The sequence below is a fragment of the Pseudomonas sp. HD6422 genome (genome assembly GCF_025377065.1).
Classification (GTDB): Bacteria; Pseudomonadota; Gammaproteobacteria; order Pseudomonadales; family Pseudomonadaceae; genus Aquipseudomonas; species Aquipseudomonas putida_U.
Genome location: NZ_JAHWIW010000002.1, coordinates 158,386 through 179,309, shown reverse-complemented (window position 1 = coordinate 179,309; position 20,924 = coordinate 158,386). Strand labels below are relative to the sequence as shown.

The 20,924-nt window shown below is 63.7% G+C and carries 23 protein-coding genes and 1 pseudogene; 13 read left to right on the top strand and 11 right to left on the bottom strand.

The features are described from left to right. Nucleotides 1–672 precede the first annotated feature (672 nt). A complete protein-coding gene (locus tag KY379_RS01990; RefSeq protein ID WP_133331325.1) occupies nucleotides 673–1,257 on the top strand; it encodes a YajG family lipoprotein in 585 nt (194 codons plus the stop codon). Between the two features lie 360 nt (nucleotides 1,258–1,617). Here the strand turns inward: KY379_RS01990 and KY379_RS01985 are convergent, their stop codons facing one another. Further along, nucleotides 1,618–1,824 carry a hypothetical protein gene (locus KY379_RS01985; protein ID WP_133331323.1) on the bottom strand — a complete coding sequence of 69 codons (207 nt, stop codon included), beginning with the start codon at nucleotides 1,822–1,824 and terminating at the stop codon, nucleotides 1,618–1,620. Between the two features lie 157 nt (nucleotides 1,825–1,981). Between KY379_RS01985 and KY379_RS01980 the strand changes: the two genes are divergently transcribed. Further along, a complete protein-coding gene (locus KY379_RS01980; protein WP_133331321.1) occupies nucleotides 1,982–2,242 on the top strand; it encodes a hypothetical protein in 261 nt (86 codons plus the stop codon). 31 nt (nucleotides 2,243–2,273) lie between these two features. Here KY379_RS01980 and KY379_RS01975 read toward each other — a convergent pair whose 3' ends face one another. Continuing rightward, a complete protein-coding gene (locus KY379_RS01975) occupies nucleotides 2,274–3,443 on the bottom strand; it encodes a 1-acyl-sn-glycerol-3-phosphate acyltransferase (RefSeq protein ID WP_165976110.1) in 1,170 nt (389 codons plus the stop codon). 120 nt (nucleotides 3,444–3,563) lie between these two features. On the opposite strand from KY379_RS01975, the gene KY379_RS01970 reads away from it, so the two are divergent. From KY379_RS01970 to KY379_RS01955, 4 genes are all read left to right on the top strand, one after another. Beyond that, nucleotides 3,564–3,749 (top strand): CPXCG motif-containing cysteine-rich protein, encoded by a 186-nt coding sequence (locus tag KY379_RS01970; RefSeq protein WP_133331317.1) that lies wholly within the window; start codon nucleotides 3,564–3,566, stop codon nucleotides 3,747–3,749. After that, nucleotides 3,749–4,009, top strand: coding sequence for a putative signal transducing protein (locus KY379_RS01965; RefSeq protein ID WP_133331315.1), 261 nt, complete (start codon nucleotides 3,749–3,751; stop codon nucleotides 4,007–4,009). The genes KY379_RS01970 and KY379_RS01965 overlap by 1 nt, the downstream gene beginning before the upstream one ends. 15 nt (nucleotides 4,010–4,024) lie before the next feature. Beyond that, entirely contained in the window at nucleotides 4,025–4,645 is a 621-nt protein-coding gene (locus tag KY379_RS01960) for an SOS response-associated peptidase (protein WP_261240835.1), read from the top strand. A 100-nt stretch (nucleotides 4,646–4,745) separates the two neighbouring features. Continuing rightward, complete coding sequence (locus KY379_RS01955; protein ID WP_133331311.1) at nucleotides 4,746–5,561, top strand: M48 family metallopeptidase; 816 nt, start codon at nucleotides 4,746–4,748, stop codon at nucleotides 5,559–5,561. Between the two features lie 54 nt (nucleotides 5,562–5,615). Here KY379_RS01955 and KY379_RS01950 read toward each other — a convergent pair whose 3' ends face one another. Further along, entirely contained in the window at nucleotides 5,616–6,173 is a 558-nt protein-coding gene (locus tag KY379_RS01950) for a hypoxanthine-guanine phosphoribosyltransferase (protein WP_133331309.1), read from the bottom strand. Nucleotides 6,174–6,334: 161 nt separating this feature from the next. Between KY379_RS01950 and upp the strand changes: the two genes are divergently transcribed. Continuing rightward, a complete protein-coding gene (gene upp, locus KY379_RS01945; protein WP_133331307.1) occupies nucleotides 6,335–6,973 on the top strand; it encodes a uracil phosphoribosyltransferase in 639 nt (212 codons plus the stop codon). A gap of 2 nt (nucleotides 6,974–6,975) precedes the next feature. Next, nucleotides 6,976–8,250: a uracil-xanthine permease family protein gene (locus KY379_RS01940; protein ID WP_133331305.1), complete on the top strand. Its 1,275-nt coding sequence runs from the start codon at nucleotides 6,976–6,978 to the stop codon at nucleotides 8,248–8,250. Between the two features lie 79 nt (nucleotides 8,251–8,329). On the opposite strand, the gene hemH is transcribed toward KY379_RS01940, so the two are convergent. Both hemH and KY379_RS01930 read right to left on the bottom strand, forming a co-directional pair. Beyond that, on the bottom strand, nucleotides 8,330–9,343 hold the full coding sequence (gene hemH / locus KY379_RS01935) for a ferrochelatase (RefSeq protein WP_133331303.1): 1,014 nt from the start codon (nucleotides 9,341–9,343) through the stop codon (nucleotides 8,330–8,332). Nucleotides 9,344–9,356: 13 nt separating this feature from the next. Further along, nucleotides 9,357–10,262, bottom strand: a complete 906-nt coding sequence (locus KY379_RS01930) for a TIGR01777 family oxidoreductase (protein ID WP_133331301.1) — start codon at nucleotides 10,260–10,262, stop codon at nucleotides 9,357–9,359. 195 nt (nucleotides 10,263–10,457) lie between these two features. On the opposite strand from KY379_RS01930, the gene KY379_RS01925 reads away from it, so the two are divergent. From KY379_RS01925 to KY379_RS01905, 5 genes and pseudogenes are all read left to right on the top strand, one after another. Continuing rightward, complete coding sequence (locus tag KY379_RS01925) at nucleotides 10,458–11,444, top strand: NAD(P)/FAD-dependent oxidoreductase (protein WP_133331299.1); 987 nt, start codon at nucleotides 10,458–10,460, stop codon at nucleotides 11,442–11,444. 104 nt (nucleotides 11,445–11,548) lie between these two features. Then, complete coding sequence (locus KY379_RS01920) at nucleotides 11,549–12,517, top strand: YbgA family protein (RefSeq protein WP_196172247.1); 969 nt, start codon at nucleotides 11,549–11,551, stop codon at nucleotides 12,515–12,517. Further along, nucleotides 12,507–13,376, top strand: coding sequence for a MerR family transcriptional regulator (locus tag KY379_RS01915; RefSeq protein ID WP_133331295.1), 870 nt, complete (start codon nucleotides 12,507–12,509; stop codon nucleotides 13,374–13,376). Before KY379_RS01920 ends, KY379_RS01915 begins: the two co-directional genes overlap by 11 nt. A gap of 9 nt (nucleotides 13,377–13,385) precedes the next feature. Beyond that, nucleotides 13,386–14,808 (top strand): annotated as a pseudogene (gene phrB / locus KY379_RS01910) (deoxyribodipyrimidine photo-lyase). Between the two features lie 13 nt (nucleotides 14,809–14,821). Continuing rightward, nucleotides 14,822–15,520 (top strand): SDR family NAD(P)-dependent oxidoreductase, encoded by a 699-nt coding sequence (locus KY379_RS01905; protein ID WP_133331377.1) that lies wholly within the window; start codon nucleotides 14,822–14,824, stop codon nucleotides 15,518–15,520. Between the two features lie 20 nt (nucleotides 15,521–15,540). On the opposite strand, the gene KY379_RS01900 is transcribed toward KY379_RS01905, so the two are convergent. The 6 genes from KY379_RS01900 to hemA all read right to left on the bottom strand — a co-directional run bounded on the left by KY379_RS01900 (nucleotide 15,541) and on the right by hemA (nucleotide 20,903). Next, on the bottom strand, nucleotides 15,541–16,059 hold the full coding sequence (locus tag KY379_RS01900) for an acyloxyacyl hydrolase (protein WP_133331291.1): 519 nt from the start codon (nucleotides 16,057–16,059) through the stop codon (nucleotides 15,541–15,543). 118 nt (nucleotides 16,060–16,177) lie between these two features. After that, entirely contained in the window at nucleotides 16,178–16,975 is a 798-nt protein-coding gene (murI, locus tag KY379_RS01895) for a glutamate racemase (RefSeq protein ID WP_133331289.1), read from the bottom strand. Beyond that, nucleotides 16,968–17,723: a molybdopterin-synthase adenylyltransferase MoeB gene (locus KY379_RS01890; RefSeq protein WP_196172244.1), complete on the bottom strand. Its 756-nt coding sequence runs from the start codon at nucleotides 17,721–17,723 to the stop codon at nucleotides 16,968–16,970. The genes murI and KY379_RS01890 overlap by 8 nt, the downstream gene beginning before the upstream one ends. After that, nucleotides 17,717–18,547 (bottom strand): peptide chain release factor N(5)-glutamine methyltransferase, encoded by an 831-nt coding sequence (gene prmC / locus KY379_RS01885; RefSeq protein ID WP_261240837.1) that lies wholly within the window; start codon nucleotides 18,545–18,547, stop codon nucleotides 17,717–17,719. Before prmC ends, KY379_RS01890 begins: the two co-directional genes overlap by 7 nt. Continuing rightward, nucleotides 18,547–19,629 (bottom strand): peptide chain release factor 1, encoded by a 1,083-nt coding sequence (prfA, locus tag KY379_RS01880; RefSeq protein WP_133331283.1) that lies wholly within the window; start codon nucleotides 19,627–19,629, stop codon nucleotides 18,547–18,549. Before prfA ends, prmC begins: the two co-directional genes overlap by 1 nt. After that, nucleotides 19,626–20,903 carry a glutamyl-tRNA reductase gene (gene hemA / locus KY379_RS01875; protein WP_261240839.1) on the bottom strand — a complete coding sequence of 426 codons (1,278 nt, stop codon included), beginning with the start codon at nucleotides 20,901–20,903 and terminating at the stop codon, nucleotides 19,626–19,628. Before hemA ends, prfA begins: the two co-directional genes overlap by 4 nt. Nucleotides 20,904–20,924: the final 21 nt, after the last annotated feature.

The window sequence follows — 20,924 nt, the reverse complement described above, 5'->3', positions numbered from 1 at the left end:
CCGACTCTTCGCAGTTCTTGCAACTTCCGCGGACACGCCAATCAGTCTTCGGGTTCATCTATTGAACGCCGTTTGCCACGGATGCGGCAATTCGACTTATGGTCAAGGGTGCCCTGCGTGCGTTATGGGAAGGGTTCAGTCACCCATCCGCGATGAGCGATCCTGCCGCCTGTTCAGGGCTGTTCGGGACACATCTGTCGCTTTTGCACATGCCAGACTGTTCATTGCTCGCCACACTCTCGTGAAGTTGTGAAAAACCGTTTTTTCACGCTCTTTTGGAGACGTGAACCTCAAAAGGGGACTGCGCGATGGCAACCCACAGGTTCATGCAGTGCGAAGGGCCGGAAAAGCAGGCACGACAGCCGATGCAAGACCTGAGTGGAAGGCTCTCTGTGGGCGAAGCGGTGAAGGTGCCGGGGTCAGACGGCGAATGCGGGGCCCGATCAGGAGACGTCCTTATAATCGGGGGGAGATTATAACGATGTCGCGGACAGAAAGGTCGGAAATCGTGGTTTTTATTGCAGCGTTTGTCCGGTTATCGGACTGCACCCCTGCATGCGTCGTTGTGCCCGGTTGCAAAAACCCGCCGCAGACCCACCTCGTGACCGATGACTGGGCGTCGCGAGGCTAGGTATACTGTTGGCCTTTGCCGTCTTTTCTGGAGAAACGCGCATGTTGCAACGTCTGTTGTTCGGTGTGCTCGCCGTGGCCAGCCTCAGCCTGGTCGGTTGTGCCCACAGCCCGCAACAACTCAGCCCGCAACCCCAGCTCACCGCTCAGCTCGCCCCGGTCGGCCATGGCCAGCCGGTGGTGGTCCGCGTGGTTGACGGTCGTGCCTCGCAAGCCCTCGGCACCCGCGGTGGCATGTACCCGGAAACCAGCACCATCAGCGTCAGCGGCAACGACGTGGTGCCCAAGCTGCAGGCCCAGGCCGAAGCAGCCGTGCGCCTGCTGGGCTTCACCCCGACCGCCAACGCCGGCAATGCGCCGCAGCTCACCGTCACCCTGGCCGAGCTCAAGTACCAGTCGCCCAAGGACAACCTGTACGTGACCGAGGCCACCATCGGGGCCACCTTCCGTGCCGACGTGTCCAACGCCAGCCGCCGCTACAGTGGCCGCTATGGCGCTTCGCTGGACCAGCGCTTCGGCATGGCGCCCAACCAGGAAACCAACACCAAGCTGGTGAGCGACGTGCTCAGCGACGCCCTCACCCGCCTGTTCAAGGATCCGACCATCGGTCAGGTCCTGGCCGAATAAGCGCGTCCTGGATGAGCCAAAAGCCCGCTGCCTGGTATCAGGGAGCGGGTTTTTTATGCCTGTCGTGAGGTATCTGGCGGCTGTGAGATCGAGCGCCGCCCGCGCGGCGCATCGCGAGCTGCGCTCGCTCCCACGTTTGTTTTTGGCCAGTAACGTCAATGACAGGTGCGCGCGACCGCCTTGTGTGTACGCCGCGATATCGTGGCGGGCGCCAAGGCGGTCGCGCGCAAATCCCAAAGACCTCATTGGCCAGAAACAAGCGTAGGAGCGAGCAGAGCTCGCGATGCGCCGCGCGGGCGGCGCTCGATCTCACAGCCGCCAGATACCCCACGACAGGCATTTCCGCACGGCAATCGCGGCCTAGGCCGCTTCTATATGGAAGTCGAGCACGCTGACACCGGTACCGGCATCCACCTCGGGCAGGTCGTCGTGGGCATGCCCTCCCAGCGCACAATAGACCAACCACTGGCGGTCCTGAACATTGATGGCGAAACCGTCGATCAACGCCTGTTGCTCATCGTTCTGGGCGACGAGGTAAAGGCGGTCCTGGTTTTCGGCGTGCAGCATGACAAGCTCCGTCTGATCGAAAGGCCGACAGGGTGGCCTGTTCTGATGACGAGCGTGTGACACATGAAATTAGATGACAGTTGGTCGCCAAGCCGGAGCATGGGCGTCGGCTTTGGGTAGAATGCCAGCCTTCCGATGTTCCGACCGAGGTTGCTCGATGTCCTTGCACGTGCTTTGGGGGTTCCTGGCCGCCCATCCGACCAAGCTGATCAATCTGCTGGCATTAGTGCTGACCTGCCCAGGCGGTTTGCTGCTGCAAAGCGCACGGCGCCGCGAGGCGATGGCCCGCGAACGACTGGCGGTGGACGAAGGTGTGGTGGACGCAGTCGATCAACGCGTGCCGCGCTACTACTACATCCTCGGTTTCTCGTGCCTGGCCATGGCTCTGCTGCTGTCCTGGTTCAGCACCTGGGTCTGAACTGTGGGGCCGCGTTGCGGCCCCTGGCGGTTCAAGCCACTGGCGCCTGCTGCCTGACCTGGTACTGATTGCGCACCGGGGTCGCGTATTGCAATACCAGGTAAGGCCGTTGTTCGACCGGACAGGCGTCCAGGCGGCGCTGCCACTCTTCTCTGGCCTTGGCCAACTCGTCTGCCGGGAACAGCTTCTCGGCGCTCGGCACCTGCAGGGCTTCGTCCTTTTCGTCCCACATCGCGTAAGCCAGGTAGTGCACCGGGAACAGCCGGTAACCACCGAGGATCTGCCGATCGATTTCCTGTGCCAATTGCTTGGTGTCCTCGTAGTACTCGGTCACCGGCGGGGCGAAGTTGATGTGCACCCGGCCCTTGTAGCCGGTAATGCCTTTGGCGATGCTGTTGTCGTCCTCACCCGGCGCCTTCTTGTAGGTACCGGTGGTGGCGCGGATATACAGCTCACGAGCCTTGGCCAGGTCGCAGGGGTCGTATTCGTAGCTGATCGAAACCGGAATCAGGTTCAGACCCTGGATCACCGCGCCGAATGCTTCGTCCTTACGGCTCATGTGGAACATCTTGAGGATCGCCGAATCGGTACGATCGTCGCCGTCCTTCGCCCGCCCTTCGGCCTGGGCGATCCAGATCGACACGCAGTCGTTGCGGATCGAGTGATTGATGTAGGCCGACAGCAACTGGTAGGCGGCGAGTTTCTCGCGGCGGCCGCTGATCGAACGGTGCACGATGAAGCTCTTGTTCAGGCGCATCATGTCACTGACGAAGGGCTTCTGCAGCAGGTTGTCACCGATGGCGATCCGCGGCGTGGGCAGACCGGCGTGGTACACCGCGTAATTGACGAAAGCCGGGTCCATGACGATGTCCCGGTGGTTGGCCAGGAACAGGTAGGCGGTGCCCGACTTGAGCTGCTCGACGCCCGAGTAGGTCACCCCGTCGGTAGCGCGGTCGATGGTCCGGTCGACGTAGTACTCGACTTTGTCCTGCAGGGTCGCGACGCAGGTGACACCAGCGAACTCTTGGCGCAGGCGGCGGGCGATCAGCGGCTTGAGCAGCCAGCCGAAGGCACCCGCAGCACGCGGGAAGCGGAAGTGGGTGAGGATATCGAGGAATGCCGGGTCACTGAGCAGGCGCGCCAGAACGGCAGGGACCTCAGCGTCGTCGTACGGTCGGATGGCATCGAATTCGCCCATCATGCTCTCTTGTTGGAAACGGCTAGGGTAATAATTCAGGGAGGGCCCAAGAAACGGCTCGGACACGCACAGGCCCTGAAGACAGATCGGCAATTATACGCACAAGTCAGCGCGGAGGCCGCGATGCTGGAAACCGACTTCTACGATTGTCCTTATTGTGGCGAGCGGGTGGAAACCACGATCGACCTTTCCGGCGGCGATCAGCAATACATCGAGGACTGCCAGGTATGCTGTCGACCGGTCCTGTTCATTCTGCAGGTCCACGGTGACGAATGGATGCTCGATGTCAGACGTGAGGACGATGCCTGATGCGCAGAATCTACGAACCGGAAAACCTGCTCGAAGCGCAGATGCTGATGGGTATGCTCGCCAGCGAGGGCGTGGATGTCCACCTGATCGGCCGCGACCTGATCGGCGCTGTCGGCGAGCTGCCGGTGCACGGCCTGCTTGGCCTGGCCGTGCCGGACGAGCAGGCCGACTACGCACGGCAGCTGATCGATGCGTACAATGATGCCCAGCCGCTTGCCGGCGACGAACCGGAGCATGTTCCCGGTACCTTGATCTGCTAGGTTCTCAATTCGCCCATGTGTGGACGCTACGCCCTGTTTCGCTGGCCCCAGGCCCTGGCCAATCTACCAGGCTTTCCCGAAGGCCAGCCTGCGCAATGGAACATCTCGCCCGGTGCCTCGGTGCTGATTCAACGCCAGATCGACGGCCAGCCGCAGTTGGCCAAGGCGCGCTGGGGACTGACCCCGGCCTGGCTCACCGACCTGTCCCGCACCCCGGCCCATGCCCGTGCCGAAACCCTGGCCGAACAGCCCATGTTCCGCGAAGCCTTGCGCCAACGGCGCTGCCTGATGCCTGCCAACGGCTTCTACGAATGGCGCGGCTCGGTACGCAAGCGCCCCTACTGGCTGACCCCAGGTGAAGGTTCGTCACTGTATTTCGCTGCCATGTGGGAAGCCTACCCGGTGCAGGACCAAGTCTGGCTGAGTTGTGCGGTGGTCACCCAGGCAGCGATGAACCAGCGTCGCCCTCTGATCCTCGATGAAGCCGGACAAGCGGCGTGGCTGGATCCCGACACTCCGCTGTCACGGCTACACGAGCTGCTCGCCAGCCCGCCTGCAACGCTGCGCGAGCGGGCCCTGGCGCATTTCGTCAACGACCCCAAGCTGGATGCCCCGGAGTGTCTGACGCCCGCCTGAAGGTTGGGGGCGTCTTGCCGATATAAATCTTCCGTGCGGCTATAGCCGCCCCAGGCGACTGCGCCTAGGATACCGCCATGCAAAAAAGGGAGTGTTTTTCATGCGTAAGTCATTTGTTGTCAGCGTCCTGAGCGCCAGCATCCTGCTGGCCGGCTGCCAGGCGGTGAACACCACCAGCGGCGGCGCCGTCGGGGTCGAACGCAAGCAGTACATGTTCAGCATGCTTTCGACCGATGAGGTCAACCAGATGTACGCCCAGTCGTACACCGAAACCCTCGGCGAGGCGAAAACCAAAGGCGTGCTGGACAAATCGAGCAGCGATGCCAAGCGCGTCCAGGCCATCGCCACCCGCCTGATCGCCCAGGCGCCGCAGTTCCGTCCGGATGCCGCGCAATGGGACTGGGAAGTCAACGTGATCAAGAGCGACGAGCTCAATGCCAATTGCGGCCCTGGCGGCAAGATCATCGTTTACACCGGCCTGATCGACCAGCTCAAGCTGACCGATGCCGAGATCGCCGCGGTGGTCGGCCACGAGATCGCCCACGCCCTGCGCGAGCACAGCCGAGAAGCCATGTCCAAGGCCTATGGCGTGGCCATGGCCCGCCAGGGGGCCGGCGCCCTGCTTGGACTGGGAGATGACACCCTGGGTCTGGCGGATCAGGTGGTCAACTATGCGATGACCCTGCCCAACAGCCGCTCCAACGAGAACGAAGCCGACCTGATCGGCCTGGAGCTCTCCGCCCGCGCCGGCTATGACCCGAATGCCGCGATCACCCTTTGGAACAAGATGAGCGCAGCGTCCGAAGGCGCACCGCCCGAGTTCATGAGCACCCACCCGGCATCGAGCAGCCGGATCGCCTCGCTGCAGGCGGCCATCCCGAAAGTGATGCCGCTGTACCAGGCTGCGAAGAAGTAACCCACCTCATCTGGCCGCAAGCCTGCCTGCGCCCTGCAGGCAGGCCTGCGCCTGTCACAGCCCTTTGACGGCGAAGATGCCGTTGGCGTTGCGCCAGTAGCCCTTGTAGTCCATGCCATAACCGAAGATGTAACGGTCGACGCACGGCAGGCCCATATAGCTGGCCTTGAGATCCGGGCTGGCCTTGCGGTCGTGATCCTTGTCGATCAGCACGGCGGTGTGCACGGCACGCGCACCGGCGTGCTTGCAGAACTCGATGATGGCGCTGAGGGTGTGCCCCTCATCGAGGATGTCGTCGACGATCAGCACGTCGCGGTCGATGAACGACACTTCCGGCTTGGCCTTCCAGAACAGTTCGCCGCCGCTGGTCTGGTTGCGGTAGCGGGTCGCGTGCAGGTACGAAGCTTCCAGCGGGAACTGCAGGTGGGTCAGCAGCTTGCCGGCGAAGATCAGGCCACCGTTCATCACGCAGAACACGACCGGGTTCTTGTCATGCAGGTCTTCGCTGATCTGCGCGCCGACCTTGGCGATGGCGGCTTCGACCTCGGCTTCGTTGTACAGGCAGTCTGCTTCGCGCATGACTTGGCGGATGTGCTCGAGATCAGCGGACATGGCGCTCTCCGGGGGGCAATTTGGAAAAGCGGGCAAAGGTACGCATCCGCTCGTCACAGATCAAGCGTTTATGGACTAACGTGCAGAATGACTGCACGACAGCACAGGCTGAATAGATTAATCTAGCGCGGTTTTTTTGCCCGCCTTTCGGAGCCCCCCCTATGCCCACTCGTGAGATCCGCCACCCGCTGATCCGCCACAAGCTCGGCCTGATGCGCCGCGCCGACATCAGCACCAAGAATTTTCGCGAGCTCGCCCAGGAAGTTGGCGCGCTGCTGACCTACGAAGCGACTCAGGACCTGCCCCTGGAAACCTACGAAATCGACGGCTGGTGCGGCAAAGTGCCGGTCGAGAAGATTGCCGGCAAGAAGATCACAGTCGTACCGATTCTGCGCGCCGGCATCGGTATGCTCGACGGCGTGCTCAGCCTGATCCCTGGCGCCAAGGTCAGCGCCGTGGGCGTTGCCCGCAACGAGGAAACCCTCGAAGCGCATACCTACCTGGAAAAGCTCGCCCCGGAAATCGATCAGCGCCTGGCCCTGATCATCGACCCGATGCTCGCCACCGGCGGCTCGATGGTCGCCACCATCGATCTGCTGAAGAAAGCCGGCTGCCGTGATATCCGCGCCATGGTCCTGGTCGCCGCCCCCGAAGGCATCGAGGCGGTCGAGAAGGCCCACCCGGACGTACGGATCTACACCGCCTCGATCGACCAGCGTCTGAACGAGGATGGCTACATCATCCCGGGCCTGGGCGATGCCGGCGACAAGATCTTCGGCACCAAGCAGAAGGACGCCTGACCATGCAGGACGGCTTCAACGACCCGCTCTGGCGCCAGGTCGTTTCCGGCGCGCAGATGCTCTTCGTGGCATTTGGCGCCCTGGTGCTGATGCCGCTGATCACCGGCCTCGATCCGAACGTGGCGCTGTTCACGGCCGGTATCGGCACCCTGCTGTTCCAACTGGTCACCGGCCGACAGGTCCCTGTGTTCCTGGCCTCGAGCTTCGCCTTCATCACCCCGATCATCCTCGCCAAAGGCCAGTTCGGCCTGGCCGAGACCATGGGCGGGGTCATGGCCGCAGGCTTCGTGTACACCTTCATGGGCCTGATGGTGAAGATCAAGGGCACCGGTTTCATCGACCGCATGCTGCCGCCGGTGGTGATCGGCCCGGTGATCATCTCCATCGGCCTGGCCATGGCCCCGATCGCCGCCAACATGGCCATGGGCAAGGCCGGTGACGGCAGCGTATTGCTGCCGTACAAGACCGCCATGCTGATTTCCATGCCTGCCCTGCTGACCACCCTGATCGTGGCTGTGTTCGGCAAAGGCATCTTCCGCCTGGTGCCGATCATTGCCGGCGTGCTGGTCGGCTTTGCCCTGTCGTTCGCCTTTGGCGTCGTCGACACCGCGAAGATCGCCGCCGCGCCCTGGCTGGAGCTGCCCAACTTCACAGCCCCCGCGTTCAACTGGCAGGCGATCCTGTTCATCGTCCCGGTGGCGCTGGCCCCGGCCATCGAGCACATCGGCGGGGTGATCGCAGTCGGCAGTGTGACCGGTCGTGACTACCTGAAGAAACCTGGCCTGCACCGCACCCTGCTCGGCGATGGCCTGGCCACCACCGCAGCCGGTCTGTTCGGCGGCCCACCCAACACCACCTACGCCGAAGTGACCGGGGCGGTGATGCTGACTAAGAACTACAACCCGAAGATCATGACCTGGGCGGCGATCTTCGCCATCACCCTGGCGTTCATCGGCAAGTTCGGCGCGCTGCTGCAGAGCATTCCAGTGCCGGTGATGGGTGGCATCCTCTGCCTGCTGTTCGGCTCCATCGCCGCGGTAGGCATGAACACCATGATCCGCCACAAGGTCGACCTGGCCGAGGCACGCAACCTGGTGATCGTGTCCGTGACGCTGGTGTTCGGTATCGGCGGCGTGCTGGTCGGCAGCGGCGACGGCCCGGATGACTGGGGCCTCAAAGGCATCGCCCTGTGCGCCGTGGTCGCGATTGCCCTGAACCTCATCCTGCCCGGCAACGACAGCTGGAAGCACAAGAAACTCGACGACCAGGTGTCTTGAGCCCTCGTCTTCATCGCCGACAAGCGGGCTCCTACACGTGTAGGAGCCAACTTGCCGGCGATAAGGCCCGCTCAGACACTCAGACTTTCTCGCACATCCCCGCCAACACACTCGCCCACTGCGGGTGGTCGTTCAGGCACGGCACCAAGACCAATTCCTCGCCTCCCGCCTCGACGAACTGCTCGCTACCGCGCATGCCGATTTCTTCGAGGGTTTCGATGCAGTCGGCGACGAACGCCGGGCACATCACCAACAGCTTCTTCACCCCGGCCTTGGCCAGCTCATCGAGACGCGCCTCGGTATAGGGCTCGATCCACTTGGCCCGCCCCAGGCGCGACTGGAACGACACCGACCACTTGCCCTCGGCGATGCCCATCTTCGTCGCGAACGCCCTGGCGGTGGCCAGGCACTGGCCGCGATAGCACACCGCTCGCATCTCGGCGCTGGCATCCTGGCAGCAGTCGGCCGCCTGGAAATCGTGGGTTCCCGTGGGGTCGAGCTTCTTCAGATGCCGCTCGGGCAAGCCATGGAAGCTCAGCAGCAGGTGATCGTAGTCCTGCTCCAGGTAGGGTGCCGCACTGGCAGCCAACGCCTCGATATATTCGGGATGCTCGTAGAACGGCTGCAATACTCGTAGTTCCAGAGGCAACGAGCGTTCGGCCAGGGTCTGGCGCGCCAACTCCACCACGGTGGTCACGGTGCTGTCGGCAAATTGCGGATACAGCGGCGCCAGGGTGACCTTGCGCACGCCTTGAGCGGCAAGACGGGCCAACACTTCGGGCAGGGCCGGTTGGCCATAGCGCATGGCGATTTCCACCGGGCCATGGGGCCAGTGTTCGACCATTGCCGCCTGCAGGCGGCGGGTCAGCACCACCAGCGGCGAGCCTTCCTCCCACCAGATCGAAGCATAGGCATGCGCCGACTGCTCGGGGCGCTTGATCAGGATCAGCGATACCAGCAGGCGCCGCACCGGCCATGGCAGGTCGATGACGTAGGGATCCATGAGGAACTGATTGAGATAACGGCGCACATCGGCAACCGAAGTGGAAGCTGGGGAACCCAGGTTGACCAGCAACAGAGCGTGATCGGTCATGCAGCGTCCTATGTCAGAGGCGGCTGGACAAATTGTCCAGGGCCGATTGCAGATCGTTGAAGCGGAAGGTGAATCCTGCCGCCAGCAGACGTACCGGGCGCGCCCGCTGGCCGCCTAGCAGCAGGGTCGACAACTCGCCCAGTCCAGCCTTGAGCAGCAGGCTCGGCATTGGCACGAACGCCGGCCGATGCAAGGCGCGACCCAGGCGCTTGGCGAATTCGCGATTGCGCACCGGTTCTGGCGCGCAGGCATTATAAGGACCGCTGGCATCCTTATGCTGCAAGAGAAAATCTATCAAGGCGACCTGGTCATCTATATGGACCCAGGGCATCCATTGTCGGCCATTGCCCAACGGGCCGCCCAGTCCGAGCTTGAACGGCAGACGCAGGCGCGACAAAAAGCCGCCGTCGCTGGCCAGTACCAGGCCGGTTCGCACCAGGACCACACGGATACCCAAGGCCTGAGCGCGCTGGGCGGTTTCTTCCCAGGCGATGCACAGCTGACTGGCGAAATCCTCGCGGACCGGCGGCGATGACTCGGTCAACTCGCGTTCCCCGCCATCCCCATACCAACCTACTGCGGAGCCGGAAATCAGCACCTCGGGGCGCTGCTCGCGACGGCCCAACCACTCGAGCAAGTGCTCGGTCAGGGTTATCCGACTGGCCCAGAGCAGGTTGCGCCGGCCAGCGGTCCAGGGCCGGTCGGCGATGGGCGCTCCGGCCAGGTTGATAACGGCATCCACCTGGTCGTCGACGGCGATGTCTTCCAGCCGAGCGATGCCACGCACACCGCTGCCACACAGTCGCGCAACCTGCTCGGGGCGACGACTCCACACGGTCAGCCGGTGACCTTGGGCGACCCAGAATTGGCACAGGTGCTGGCCGATCAAGCCGGTACCACCCGTCAGCAATATATGCATTGGTGTGTCCTCGCAAGCTGCGGCCATGGTCTATTTTTAAGATCAAGGCACTTTTCTAGACCGAACGCTCTCGGATAAGGATAGGACATAGGCCAACCTGTCCTATGAAGCGGAATAACCTTATACAGACATTGATCATTGTACAGGTTTAACTGACAGCGTAGTCTGCGTAAAGCAAGGTTCGAAGAGGCCATCATGACAGTACCTATTGCCATCATCGGTGCCGGTATCGCCGGCCTGTCCGCCGCTCAGGCCTTGCAGAAGGCCGGGCAATCCGTTCACTTGTTCGACAAAGGCCACGGCAGTGGCGGTCGCATGGCCAGCAAACGCAGCGATGCCGGAGCCCTCGACCTCGGCGCCCAGTACTTCACTGCCCGCGACCGGCGCTTCGTCGAGCAGGTGCAGCAGTGGGTCGCCGCCGGCTGGGCCGAGCAATGGAAGCCGCAGCTGTACAACTACCGGGACGGCGAGCTGACACCCTCCCCCGACGAACAGACCCGTTGGGTCGGCGTGCCGCGCATGAGCGCGATCACCCGTGGCTTGCTCAAGGACGTCACGGTCAACTTCGGCTGCCGCATTGCCGAAGTCTTCCGCGGCAAGCAGTACTGGCATCTGCAGGACACCGAGGGCTGCAGCCACGGTCCCTACAGTCGGGTGGTGATCGCCGTGCCAGCCCCACAGGCGACACCGCTGCTGGCCGCTACGCCGAAACTCGCGGCGGTGGCCGCCGGTGTGCAGATGGAGCCGACCTGGGCAATTGCCCTGGGTTTCGAAACTGCCTTGGATACCCCCATGCAGGGTTGCTTCGTGCAGGACAACCCGCTCGACTGGCTGGCGCGCAACCGCAGCAAACCCGGCCGTGACGAACATCTCGATACCTGGGTGCTGCATGCGACATCAAGCTGGAGCAAGCAACATATCGACCTGTCCAAGGATGAGGTGATCGAGCAGCTCTGGGGCGAATTCGCCGAGCTGGTAGGCTGCGTCGTGCCCGCGCCAACCTTTGCTTTGGCGCATCGTTGGCTGTATGCGCGCCCGGCAGGCAATCATGAATGGGGCGCTCTCGCCGATGCCGACCAAGGTCTGTACGCCTGCGGCGACTGGTGCTTGTCCGGTCGCGTCGAAGGCGCCTGGCTCAGCGGCCAGGAAGCGGCCCGCCGGCTTCTGGAGCATCTGGAATAACCATTTAGCGGTTTAACACCAAAATAGGGTTTGCTTGCTACGTCGGCTATGCTGAAATGTACTTGTACAAAAATTTATTAGTGTACAAGTTCATGGAGGCCGTCATGCCAGATCCGACCGCTCAGCGCCGACCTCGCCTCGGCATCAGTGCCTGCCTGACCGGGCACAGTGTGCGCTACAACGGCGGCCACAAGTCATCCGACCTGTGCCGCTCGCAGTTGGAGGCCCACTTCGAGTGGGTGCCGGTATGTCCTGAAGTGGCGATCGGTCTGAGCGTCCCCCGCGACCCTATTCGCCTGGTGGGCGACCCTGCCCGCCCCGGCGTAGTCGGCACGCGCACGCCCGGCCCCGACCTCGCCGACAGCCTGCGCAGCTATGGCGAAGAGATGGCCGAGCGGCTCGACGATATCTGCGGCTACATCTTCATGCAGAAATCCCCGTCCTGCGGGCTGGAGCGGGTCAAGGTCTATCAGGACGACGGCCATCCTGCCCATCAGGGCGGTCGCGGCGCTTATGCCGCCGCCTTCTGCGCCCAGCGCCCGGACCTGCCGGTCGAGGAAGAAGGCCGCCTGCACGATCCGGTGTTGCGCGAGAACTTCATCAGTCGCGTGTATGCCTATGCCGATTGGCAGCGCCAGTTGGCCGAAGGCCTGAGCCGCGGCGCCTTGATCCGCTTTCACTCACGCTACAAATACCTGCTAATGGCCAATAATCCCCAGGCCTATCGCGAGCTTGGCCGCATGCTCGGCAGCATGAGCCGGGACGATGACCCGGCAGTGGCCGGGCCCCGTTACTTCAGCCAGTTGATGCAGGCCCTGCGCCGCTGCGCCAGCCGCGGCACCCATGGCAACGTGCTGCAGCACCTTAGCGGCTACCTGCGCGACGCCCTCAGCGCCCAGGACAAGCACGAATTGCAAGATGTGATCGGCCAGTACCAGCAGGGCGTGGTGCCGCTGGTGGTGCCGCTGACCTTGCTCAAGCACCACCTGCGCAAGCACCCCGACCCGTACCTGCTACAGCAAGCGTACCTGCAGCCTCATCCTGAGAGCCTGGGCTTGCGCAATGCTGTCTGAGACTTTGCTGCCGATCGGGGAACTGGCGCGACGCACCGGGGTGAATCCAGTGACCCTGCGGGCCTGGGAACGGCGCTACGGTCTGTTGAAACCGACCCGAACCGCCAAAGGCCATCGCCTGTATTCCCAGGCGCAGCTCGAACGCGTGGAGGCCGTACTCGCCTGGCTCGCACGCGGCGCCTCGGTGGGGCAGGTGCGGGAACTGCTCGACCGACCGGTCGAAGAAGCTGCCCTAGGCGACTGGGGAGTACGTCAGCAGCATCTGATCGAGGCCATCGCCAACCTGTCGCAACGGGCACTCGACCAGCAATTCAATCAGATGACGGCCCTGTACCCCGCCATCACCCTCTGCGAACAACTGCTGCTGCCCCTGCAGCAGGCGCTGGACCTGCGCTGGAACACGTTCTTCAACGCCCAGCTCGAACAAGTGTTCTTCCAGACCTGGCTGCGCAGCAAGCTGGGGGCTCGCGTGTACCACGACAACCAAACCCTGCAGGGCCCCACGGTACTCCTGGCCGAAGACAGCGACCGGCCCCAGGACCTCAGCCTGTGGCTTTACGCCTGGCTGTTCAGCAACAACGGTATCGCGGTGGACGTGTTGGAGCGCCCCGTCGGCAGCGCCCAGCTCGAACGTGCGGTCGCCGCCTTGCAGCCACGCGCGGTTGTGCTGCACCTGGGTCCACGCCTCGATGCCAGGGCCCTGCAACGCACCTTGGCCGCCCTGACGGTCCCTACCCTGGTTGGGGGGGCCTGCCTGCCGCTGCACGAAGCGCAACTACGCCACCTCGGAGGGCCTCGATTGCACTTGTTCGACACACCGCAGTCCGCCTTGCGGACGCTGCAAACCCTGCATTCCTAGAGAGGCGCCATGCAACTGATCTGGCTACGCAGCGACCTGCGCATCACCGACAACACCGCCCTCAGCGCCGCTTGCGAACGCGGCCCCACTATTGCCTTGTGGCTGATCAGCCCCGGCCAGTGGCACGCTCACGACGATGCCCCCTGCAAGGTCGACTTCTGGTTGCGCAATCTGCGCGAGATGCGCCAAGCCTTGGATGCACTGAACATTCCGCTGCTGATCCGCAAGATCGACACCTGGGACGAGGCCGCCGCCACGTTGTTGGCCGTCTGTCGGCAGCACCGTATCGAGGCGGTGCACTGGAATGACGAATACGGCGTGAACGAACGCCGTCGCGACGACGCCGTGCGCACGCAACTGGCCGGTGCCGGCATCCAGCCCCACAGCTACCTCGACCAGCTCCTGCTGGCACCCGGTACGATCCTCACGCGCAGTGGCGGTTACTTCCAGGTATTCGGCCAGTTCAAACGAGCCTGCCTCGAACACCTGCACCGCAGTCTGCCGGCGCTGGCTGGCAAAGTCCGGCGCCAGGCACCGCTGGACATCGGCAGCGACCCGATCCCATGGCAGGTCGACGGTTTCGATAAACCCGCCGACAGCGTGCGTGAGCTATGGCCGGCAGGCGAACAGGAGGCGCAAACACGGCTGACGCGCTTTCTCGACGAAGTCGTCGAGGATTATCAACGACTGCGCGATCTGCCCGCCAAACCGGGCACCAGCCAACTCTCGGCCTACCTGGCCGCCGGTGTGATCTCGCCCCGCCAGTGCCTGCACGCGGCGCTGAGCAGCAACCGCGGCGAGTTCGACAGCGGCAGCGAGGGCGTACAGACCTGGGTCAACGAACTGCTGTGGCGCGAATTCTACAAGCACATTCTGGTGGGCTACCCCCAGGTCGCGCAGCACCGTGCCTTCCGCCCCCACACCGAGGCGTTGCCCTGGCGCGATGCCCCGGAGGACCTCGAGGCTTGGCAGGAAGGCCGCACCGGCTTCCCGATCATCGATGCCGCGATGCAGCAGCTATTGCACACCGGGATGGATGCACAATCGCCTGCGCATGCTGGTGGCCATGTTCCTGAGCAAGAACTTGCTGATCGACTGGCGCCTGGGCGAGCGGCATTTCATGCGCCACCTGATCGACGGCGACCTGGCAGCGAACAACGGCGGCTGGCAATGGAGCGCCTCCACCGGGACTGACTCGGTGCCGTATTTTCGCATCTTCAACCCGCAATCGCAGTCCGAGCGCTTCGATCCGGAGGGGAACTTCATTCGCCACTGGCTACCCCAACTGAATAGCTTGGACAACAAAAAGATTCATGCACCACTAATGCTTGCCGATAATTTGGCTAATACTTACCACGAACCTATCGTCGATCTTGCAAGTAGTCGCCGACGTGCACTGGCAGCGTTCAAAGGCCTGTCACACCGGCAGTGAAGAGGGGAACATGGTGAAGCATTCGCGAAGGTTCTGGGTCACAGGAGCCAGCAACGGACTGGGCCTGGCCGTGGTGGAGCGGTTGCTCGAACAAGGGCATCGCGTCGCCGCCAGCAGCAAGGACAGCGACACATTGGACAATCTGGCCGTCGGTCACGGCCAATCACTGCTGCGTCTTCCCGGACACCTGCCGCTGCCTGAGCTGGCCGAGGCCGCTCATCAGCAGATTGCCGACAACTGGGGCGCCCTGGACGTTTTGATCGTCAATGCCGGTACGTGCGACTACCTGTCCCACGGCCTGCCGGCCAACGAACTGTTCGAGGCCATCGCCAGCACCAACCTGACAGCGACCGAGCAGTGTCTGGGCGCTGCCATGGCCCTATTGGAGAAAGGCGATCAGCCACAGGTCATGGCAGTGTTCAGCCGCTACTCGGCGGTGCAGCTGCACACACCCTCCCAAGGGCCGAACGCCGGCAACTGCGCGCCGCAATGGGTGCGTCTGCAGCGCCCAGGACTGAAAGAACGAGGCATCGACCTGACGGTGGTAGCGCCGCAATCGCTGAAAGCACCGGTGGCCCCGGTACCTGCGATTCCCGAGCCGTGGACGGCGCAGACGGCAGCCGAAGAATTATTGCGGCGCTTGCCGCAGCGTGAAGCGGAGCTGGTACTGGAAGTACTGGAAATGCAGGACATGTGGCCGCTTCCCGACTGAGCGGCCACGATGCCTGACGGTCAGAGCGCTAGGCGGTAATGCAGGGTGTAGGCCTCGACCCCATCGTTGGGTTGCTTGATCCCAGCGTTGGAATAGTGGATGGCGCGCACACCCAGCTCATGTCCACCGGCGAAACGCAGGCCGAAGCCGATGCGATCCTCGAACTGGAAGGACGAGCCCAATTCGTTGCTTTCCAGCTCAGTGCTGGAGAACGCCGCCACGCCGATACCTGCCTCGATGTAAGGCTTCACGGAGTCGCCAGCGAATTCGTAGACGAACACCGGTGCAAACGACAGGCTGTGGTTGCTGGCCGTCTCGTCACCGTCCCAGTAGGTATAGCCGGCATCCCAGTAGCCGGTGATACGGCCGACGCTGGTCTGCCACCAGCTCGCGTCCCAGTTCGACTGCAACCCGAGTCGATAGACCATGGTGGAGTCGCCGGTCTGGCCCACCGCGAACGTCACGTCAGCCGCCTGCGCCGACACCATCTGCCCCATTGCCAGGGCGGCAACCGCCGCCAAGCCGATCAGTTTCTTCATGAGAAACGCCCTTCTTCCTGATGCTGTTGTTAGTGTTCGGCCCGTTCATCGGGCATTAGCATAGAAATCGGCGCTGGAACGATAGTTCAGTAAAAAACCGCAGTTTTTCACATTTTTTTTACAAAGCCAGCGGCAGCACTGCAGCATCCGCTTGCCAGAGGGTGGGCAGCACGCTGCGCAGGGCCTGGGGATCGGCACTGCTCCAGAAGCGCACAGGCCGTGCAGGCGCCGCGGCGAGCAAACTGCGAGCGGCGAGCAGGCGCTCCAGCTGGCGGGCCACGGCGGCGCCCGTGTCGATGATGGCAACGTCGGCAGGCACCATGTCGGCCAACATCGGGCGCAAGAAGGGGTAATGGGTGCAGCCGAGGATCAACGTATCGCACCCGGCATCCAACAAGGGCTGTACATAGCTGCAAAGCAGCTGGCGCAGATGCGCACTGGTCAGATCACCGGCCTCGATGCGCTCGACCAGACCTGGGCAAGGTTGGGTGACCACACGCACATCGCAGGCAAAGCGATCGAGCAAGGCGGCGAACTTGGCGCTCTGCAAGGTGCCGGTGGTGGCCAGCACGCCCACCACGCCAGAGCGCGTAGCCGCCGCCGCCGGCTTGACCGCTGGCTCCATGCCCACCAGTGGCCAGTCGGGGTAGCGTTCGCGAAGGTCAGCGACCGCCGCCACGGTAGCGGTGTTGCATGCCAGGACCATGGCCTTGGCCCCCTGGTCGCGGAAGAACCCGGCGATATGCCGGCATCGCTGGCGAATGTAATCCGGAGATTTTTCGCCGTAGGGCACATGGCCGCAGTCAGCCACGTAAAGCAAGGACTCGTTGGGCAGCAGGCGCTGGATCTCGGCGAGCACGGACAGTCCGCCTACCCCCGAGTCCATCACCCCCACCGGCGCCGATCGCTCAGCCATGCTGACTGCCACAGACCGCGCACCCCGGGTCGCGCTTTACCCGCAGCTCGCGCATGCGGCTGGTGAGGGCATCGATCAGCAATAGCCTGCCCACCAGCGGCTCACCAAATCCGGCCAGCAGCTTCAGTGCCTCCAGCGCCTGCAGGCTACCGACCAGACCGACCAACGGACCGATCACGCCGGCCTCGCTGCACGTCAGCTCAGCCTCGCTGCCATGACCGTACAGGCAGTGGTAGCAAGGGCTGTTGTCGCGCCTAGGGTCGAACACCGAAAGCTGGCCTTCGAGGCGAATCGCCGCGCCGCTGACCAGCGGCTTGCCCGCTTTGACGCAAGCGGCATTGACCGCCTCGCGGGTGCCAAAGTTGTCGGAGCAGTCCAGCACCAGATCGACCGCCGCCACCGCGTCGGCCAGGGAGTCCTCATCCAGCGCCTGGCGATGCGGCACCAGGGTCACTTCAGGGTTGATCGCCTGCAAGCGCTGGATCGCCGAATCGACCTTGGCCATGCCGACACTGGCGCTGTCGTGAATCACTTGCCGCTGCAGGTTGGTCAGATCGACCGTGTCGAAGTCGGCCAGATGCAGCTCGCCCACGCCAGCGGCCGCCAGGTACAGCGCCACCGGCGAGCCCAGCCCGCCCAGACCAACGATCAACGCCTTGCCCTGCTTGAGCCGCAACTGGCCTTCGATATCCACCTGGGCCAGCAGGATCTGCCGGCTGTAGCGCAACAGTTCCTGGTCGGTCAGCATGGCAGGCGCCCCAAGGTAATGCGTTCATGGCCACCCAAATCACGCCGGCTGACGACCTCGACGAAGCCGTGCGCAGTCAGCAACTGACGCACTGCCTCGGCTTGGTCGTAGCCATGTTCGAGCAGCAGGCGGCCTCCGGGCAACAGGTGGCCAGGTGCCTGAGCGACGATCAGGCGCAGGTCGTCCAGGCCGTCGGAGCCGGCAACCAGGGCACTGCTGGGCTCGAAGCGGACATCGCCGGCCACCAGGTGCGGGTCTTCGGCGGCGATGTAAGGCGGGTTGCTGACGATCAGGTCGAAGCGTTGCCCGACCAAGGCGTCGAACCAATGGCTGGCACCCACCTGCACGTTGCCCAGGCCCAGACGCTGACGGTTGCGCTCGGCCAAGGCCACGGCCGCATCGACCCGATCCACCGCGGTGACCTGCCAGGCCGGACGATCATGGGCCAGGGCCAAGGCGATGGCACCGGTACCGGTACCCAGGTCGAGCACCTTGGCCGCAGTAGCTGGTTGCAACTCCAGCGCAGCCTCCACCAGCAACTCGGTGTCCGGACGCGGAATCAAGGTGTGCGGGGCCACTTCCAGGTCGAGCTTCCAGAAGCCCTGCTGGCCGAGGATGTAGGCGACCGGCTCACCGGCGCGGCGCCGCTGCAGGTAGCCGGCGAAGGTCTCCGCCGCCTCGCGGCTGACGATGCGTTCGGGCCAGGTATGCAGGAAGGCACGCGACTTGCCGATGGCTGCAGCCAACAGCAACTCGGCGTCCAGGCGCTCGGTCGGCGAATCGGGTAGCTGCGCATTGCGCAGCAAGCTGGCGATGATGGTCATCAGTCCCCCAGAGCCGCCAGTTGATCGGCCTGGTATTCAGCCAGCAACGGCTCGATCACGGCATCGACACCACCGGCGAGGATGTCGTCGAGGGAGTACAGGGTCAGGTTGATGCGGTGGTCGGTCACCCGTCCCTGTGGATAGTTGTACGTGCGGATGCGCTCGGAGCGGTCACCCGAACCGACCAGCAGCTTGCGTTCGCTGGCGATGGCGTTCTGCGCGGCGCTGGTCTGCATGTCGTTGAGCTTGGCCGACAACCATGACATGGCGCGGGCGCGGTTCTTGTGCTGGGAACGTTCTTCCTGGCACTCGACGACGATGCCGGTGGGCAGGTGGGTGATGCGGATCGCCGAGTCGGTCTTGTTGACGTGCTGGCCGCCGGCGCCGGAGGCGCGGTAGGTGTCCACGCGCAGGTCGGCCGGGTTGATCTCGATGGCCACCTGCTCGTCCGGCTCGGGCAACACTGCCACGGTGCATGCTGAGGTGTGGATACGGCCTTGGGACTCGGTCTCTGGCACCCGCTGTACGCGGTGCGCGCCGGATTCGAACTTGAGCTTGCCATACACGCTGTCGCCCTCGACGCGGGCGATGATTTCCTTGTAGCCGCCGTGCTCGCCCTCGTTCTCCGAGAGAATTTCCAGACGCCAGCCGCGTTTTTCGGCATAACGCGAATACATGCGGAACAGGTCGCCGGAGAAGATCGCCGCTTCGTCGCCGCCAGTGCCAGCACGGATTTCGAGGAACACGTTGCGCCCATCGTTGGGGTCCTTGGGCAGCAACATGCGTTGCAACTGCGATTCCAGAGCGAGCAACTGCTCCTTGGCTTCGCGCACCTCATCGATGGCCATCTCGCGCAGGTCGGGGTCGGCGTCCTTGAGCAGCGCCTGGGCACCTTCGAGGTCGTCCTGGACCTTGCGCCACTCTTTATAGGTGCCGATCACCGGCTCGACTTCGGCATATTCCCGGGAATAGGCGCGGAAGCGGGTCTGGTCGGAAATGACTTCGGCGTCACCGAGCAGAGCGGTGAGTTCCTCGAAGCGGTCCTGGAGCGTGTCCAGTTTGTTCAGCAGCGACGCTTTCATTGCGGGGTTTTGTCCGTCGAGCCCTCATTGAGGGCAAAGAGTTCCTGGGCCATGGCCAGCGCATCGACGCGCCCCTCGGCCGAGAGCTTTTTCAACTGCACGCTCGGCGCATGCAGGAGTTTGTTGGTGAGCCCCCGGGCCAGTTGCGCCAGCACATCCTCGGGGTTGCCGCCGTTGGCCAGCAGACGCTGGGCCTTTTGTAGCTCTTCATCGCGCAGGCGTTCGCTCTGCTGGCGGTAGGCACGCAGCACATCGACCGCCGCCAGTTCGCGCAGGCGCGCCATGAAATCCTCGGCGCCCACCGAGACCAGCTCTTCGGCAGCCTGGGCCGCGCCCTGGCGGCTCTTGAGGTTTTCCGCAACGACCTCGTGGAGGTCGTCGACGGTGTACAGGTAGACGTCGTCGAGATCGCCCACCTCCGGCTCGATATCCCGCGGCACGGCGATGTCGACCATGAAGATCGGTTTGTGCCGGCGCTGCTTGAGCGCACTTTCCACCGCGCCCTTGCCGAGAATCGGCAGCTGGCTGGCGGTGGAGCTGATGACGATGTCGCTGTTGGCCAGTTCCTGGGGAATGTCGGCCAACAGTACCGCATGCGCGCCGAACTGCTCGGCCAGGATGCTGGCACGTTCCAGGGTCCGGTTGGCCACGACGATGCGACGCACCCCCTGCTCGTGCAGGTGGCGGGCGACCAGAGTGATGGTTTCGCCGGCGCCGATCAACAGCGCCTGGCTGCGACCGAGGTCGCTGAAGATCTGTCGGGCCAGGCTGACGGCGGCAAACGCCACCGAAACCGGGTTCTCGCCGATGGCGGTGTCGGTGCGCACCTGCTTGGCGGCACTGAAGGTGGCCTGGAACAGCCTGCCCAGCAACGGCCCGATGGTGCCGGCTTCGCGGGCCACGGCATAAGCGGACTTCATTTGACCGAGAATCTGCGGCTCGCCCAGCACCAGCGAGTCCAGGCCCGAGGCGACACGCATCATGTGCTTGACGGCATCGTGCTCCTCATGGATGTACGCACTGGCGCGCAGCTCATCGAGGCTCAGCTGGTGATAGTCGGCCAGCCACTGCAGCACGGCGTCGGCAGCCAGGTGATCCTGCTCTATATAGAGTTCGCTGCGGTTGCAGGTCGACAGGATCGCCGCCTCGCGGCTGGCGGTGAGTCGACAGAGCTGCTGCAGGGCGTCGACCAGCTGCTCCGGGGTAAACGCCACGCGCTCGCGTACGTCTACCGAGGCAGTCTTATGGTTGATACCAAGTGCAAGAAAGGCCATGCAAGGTCGCTGGTTGGGACG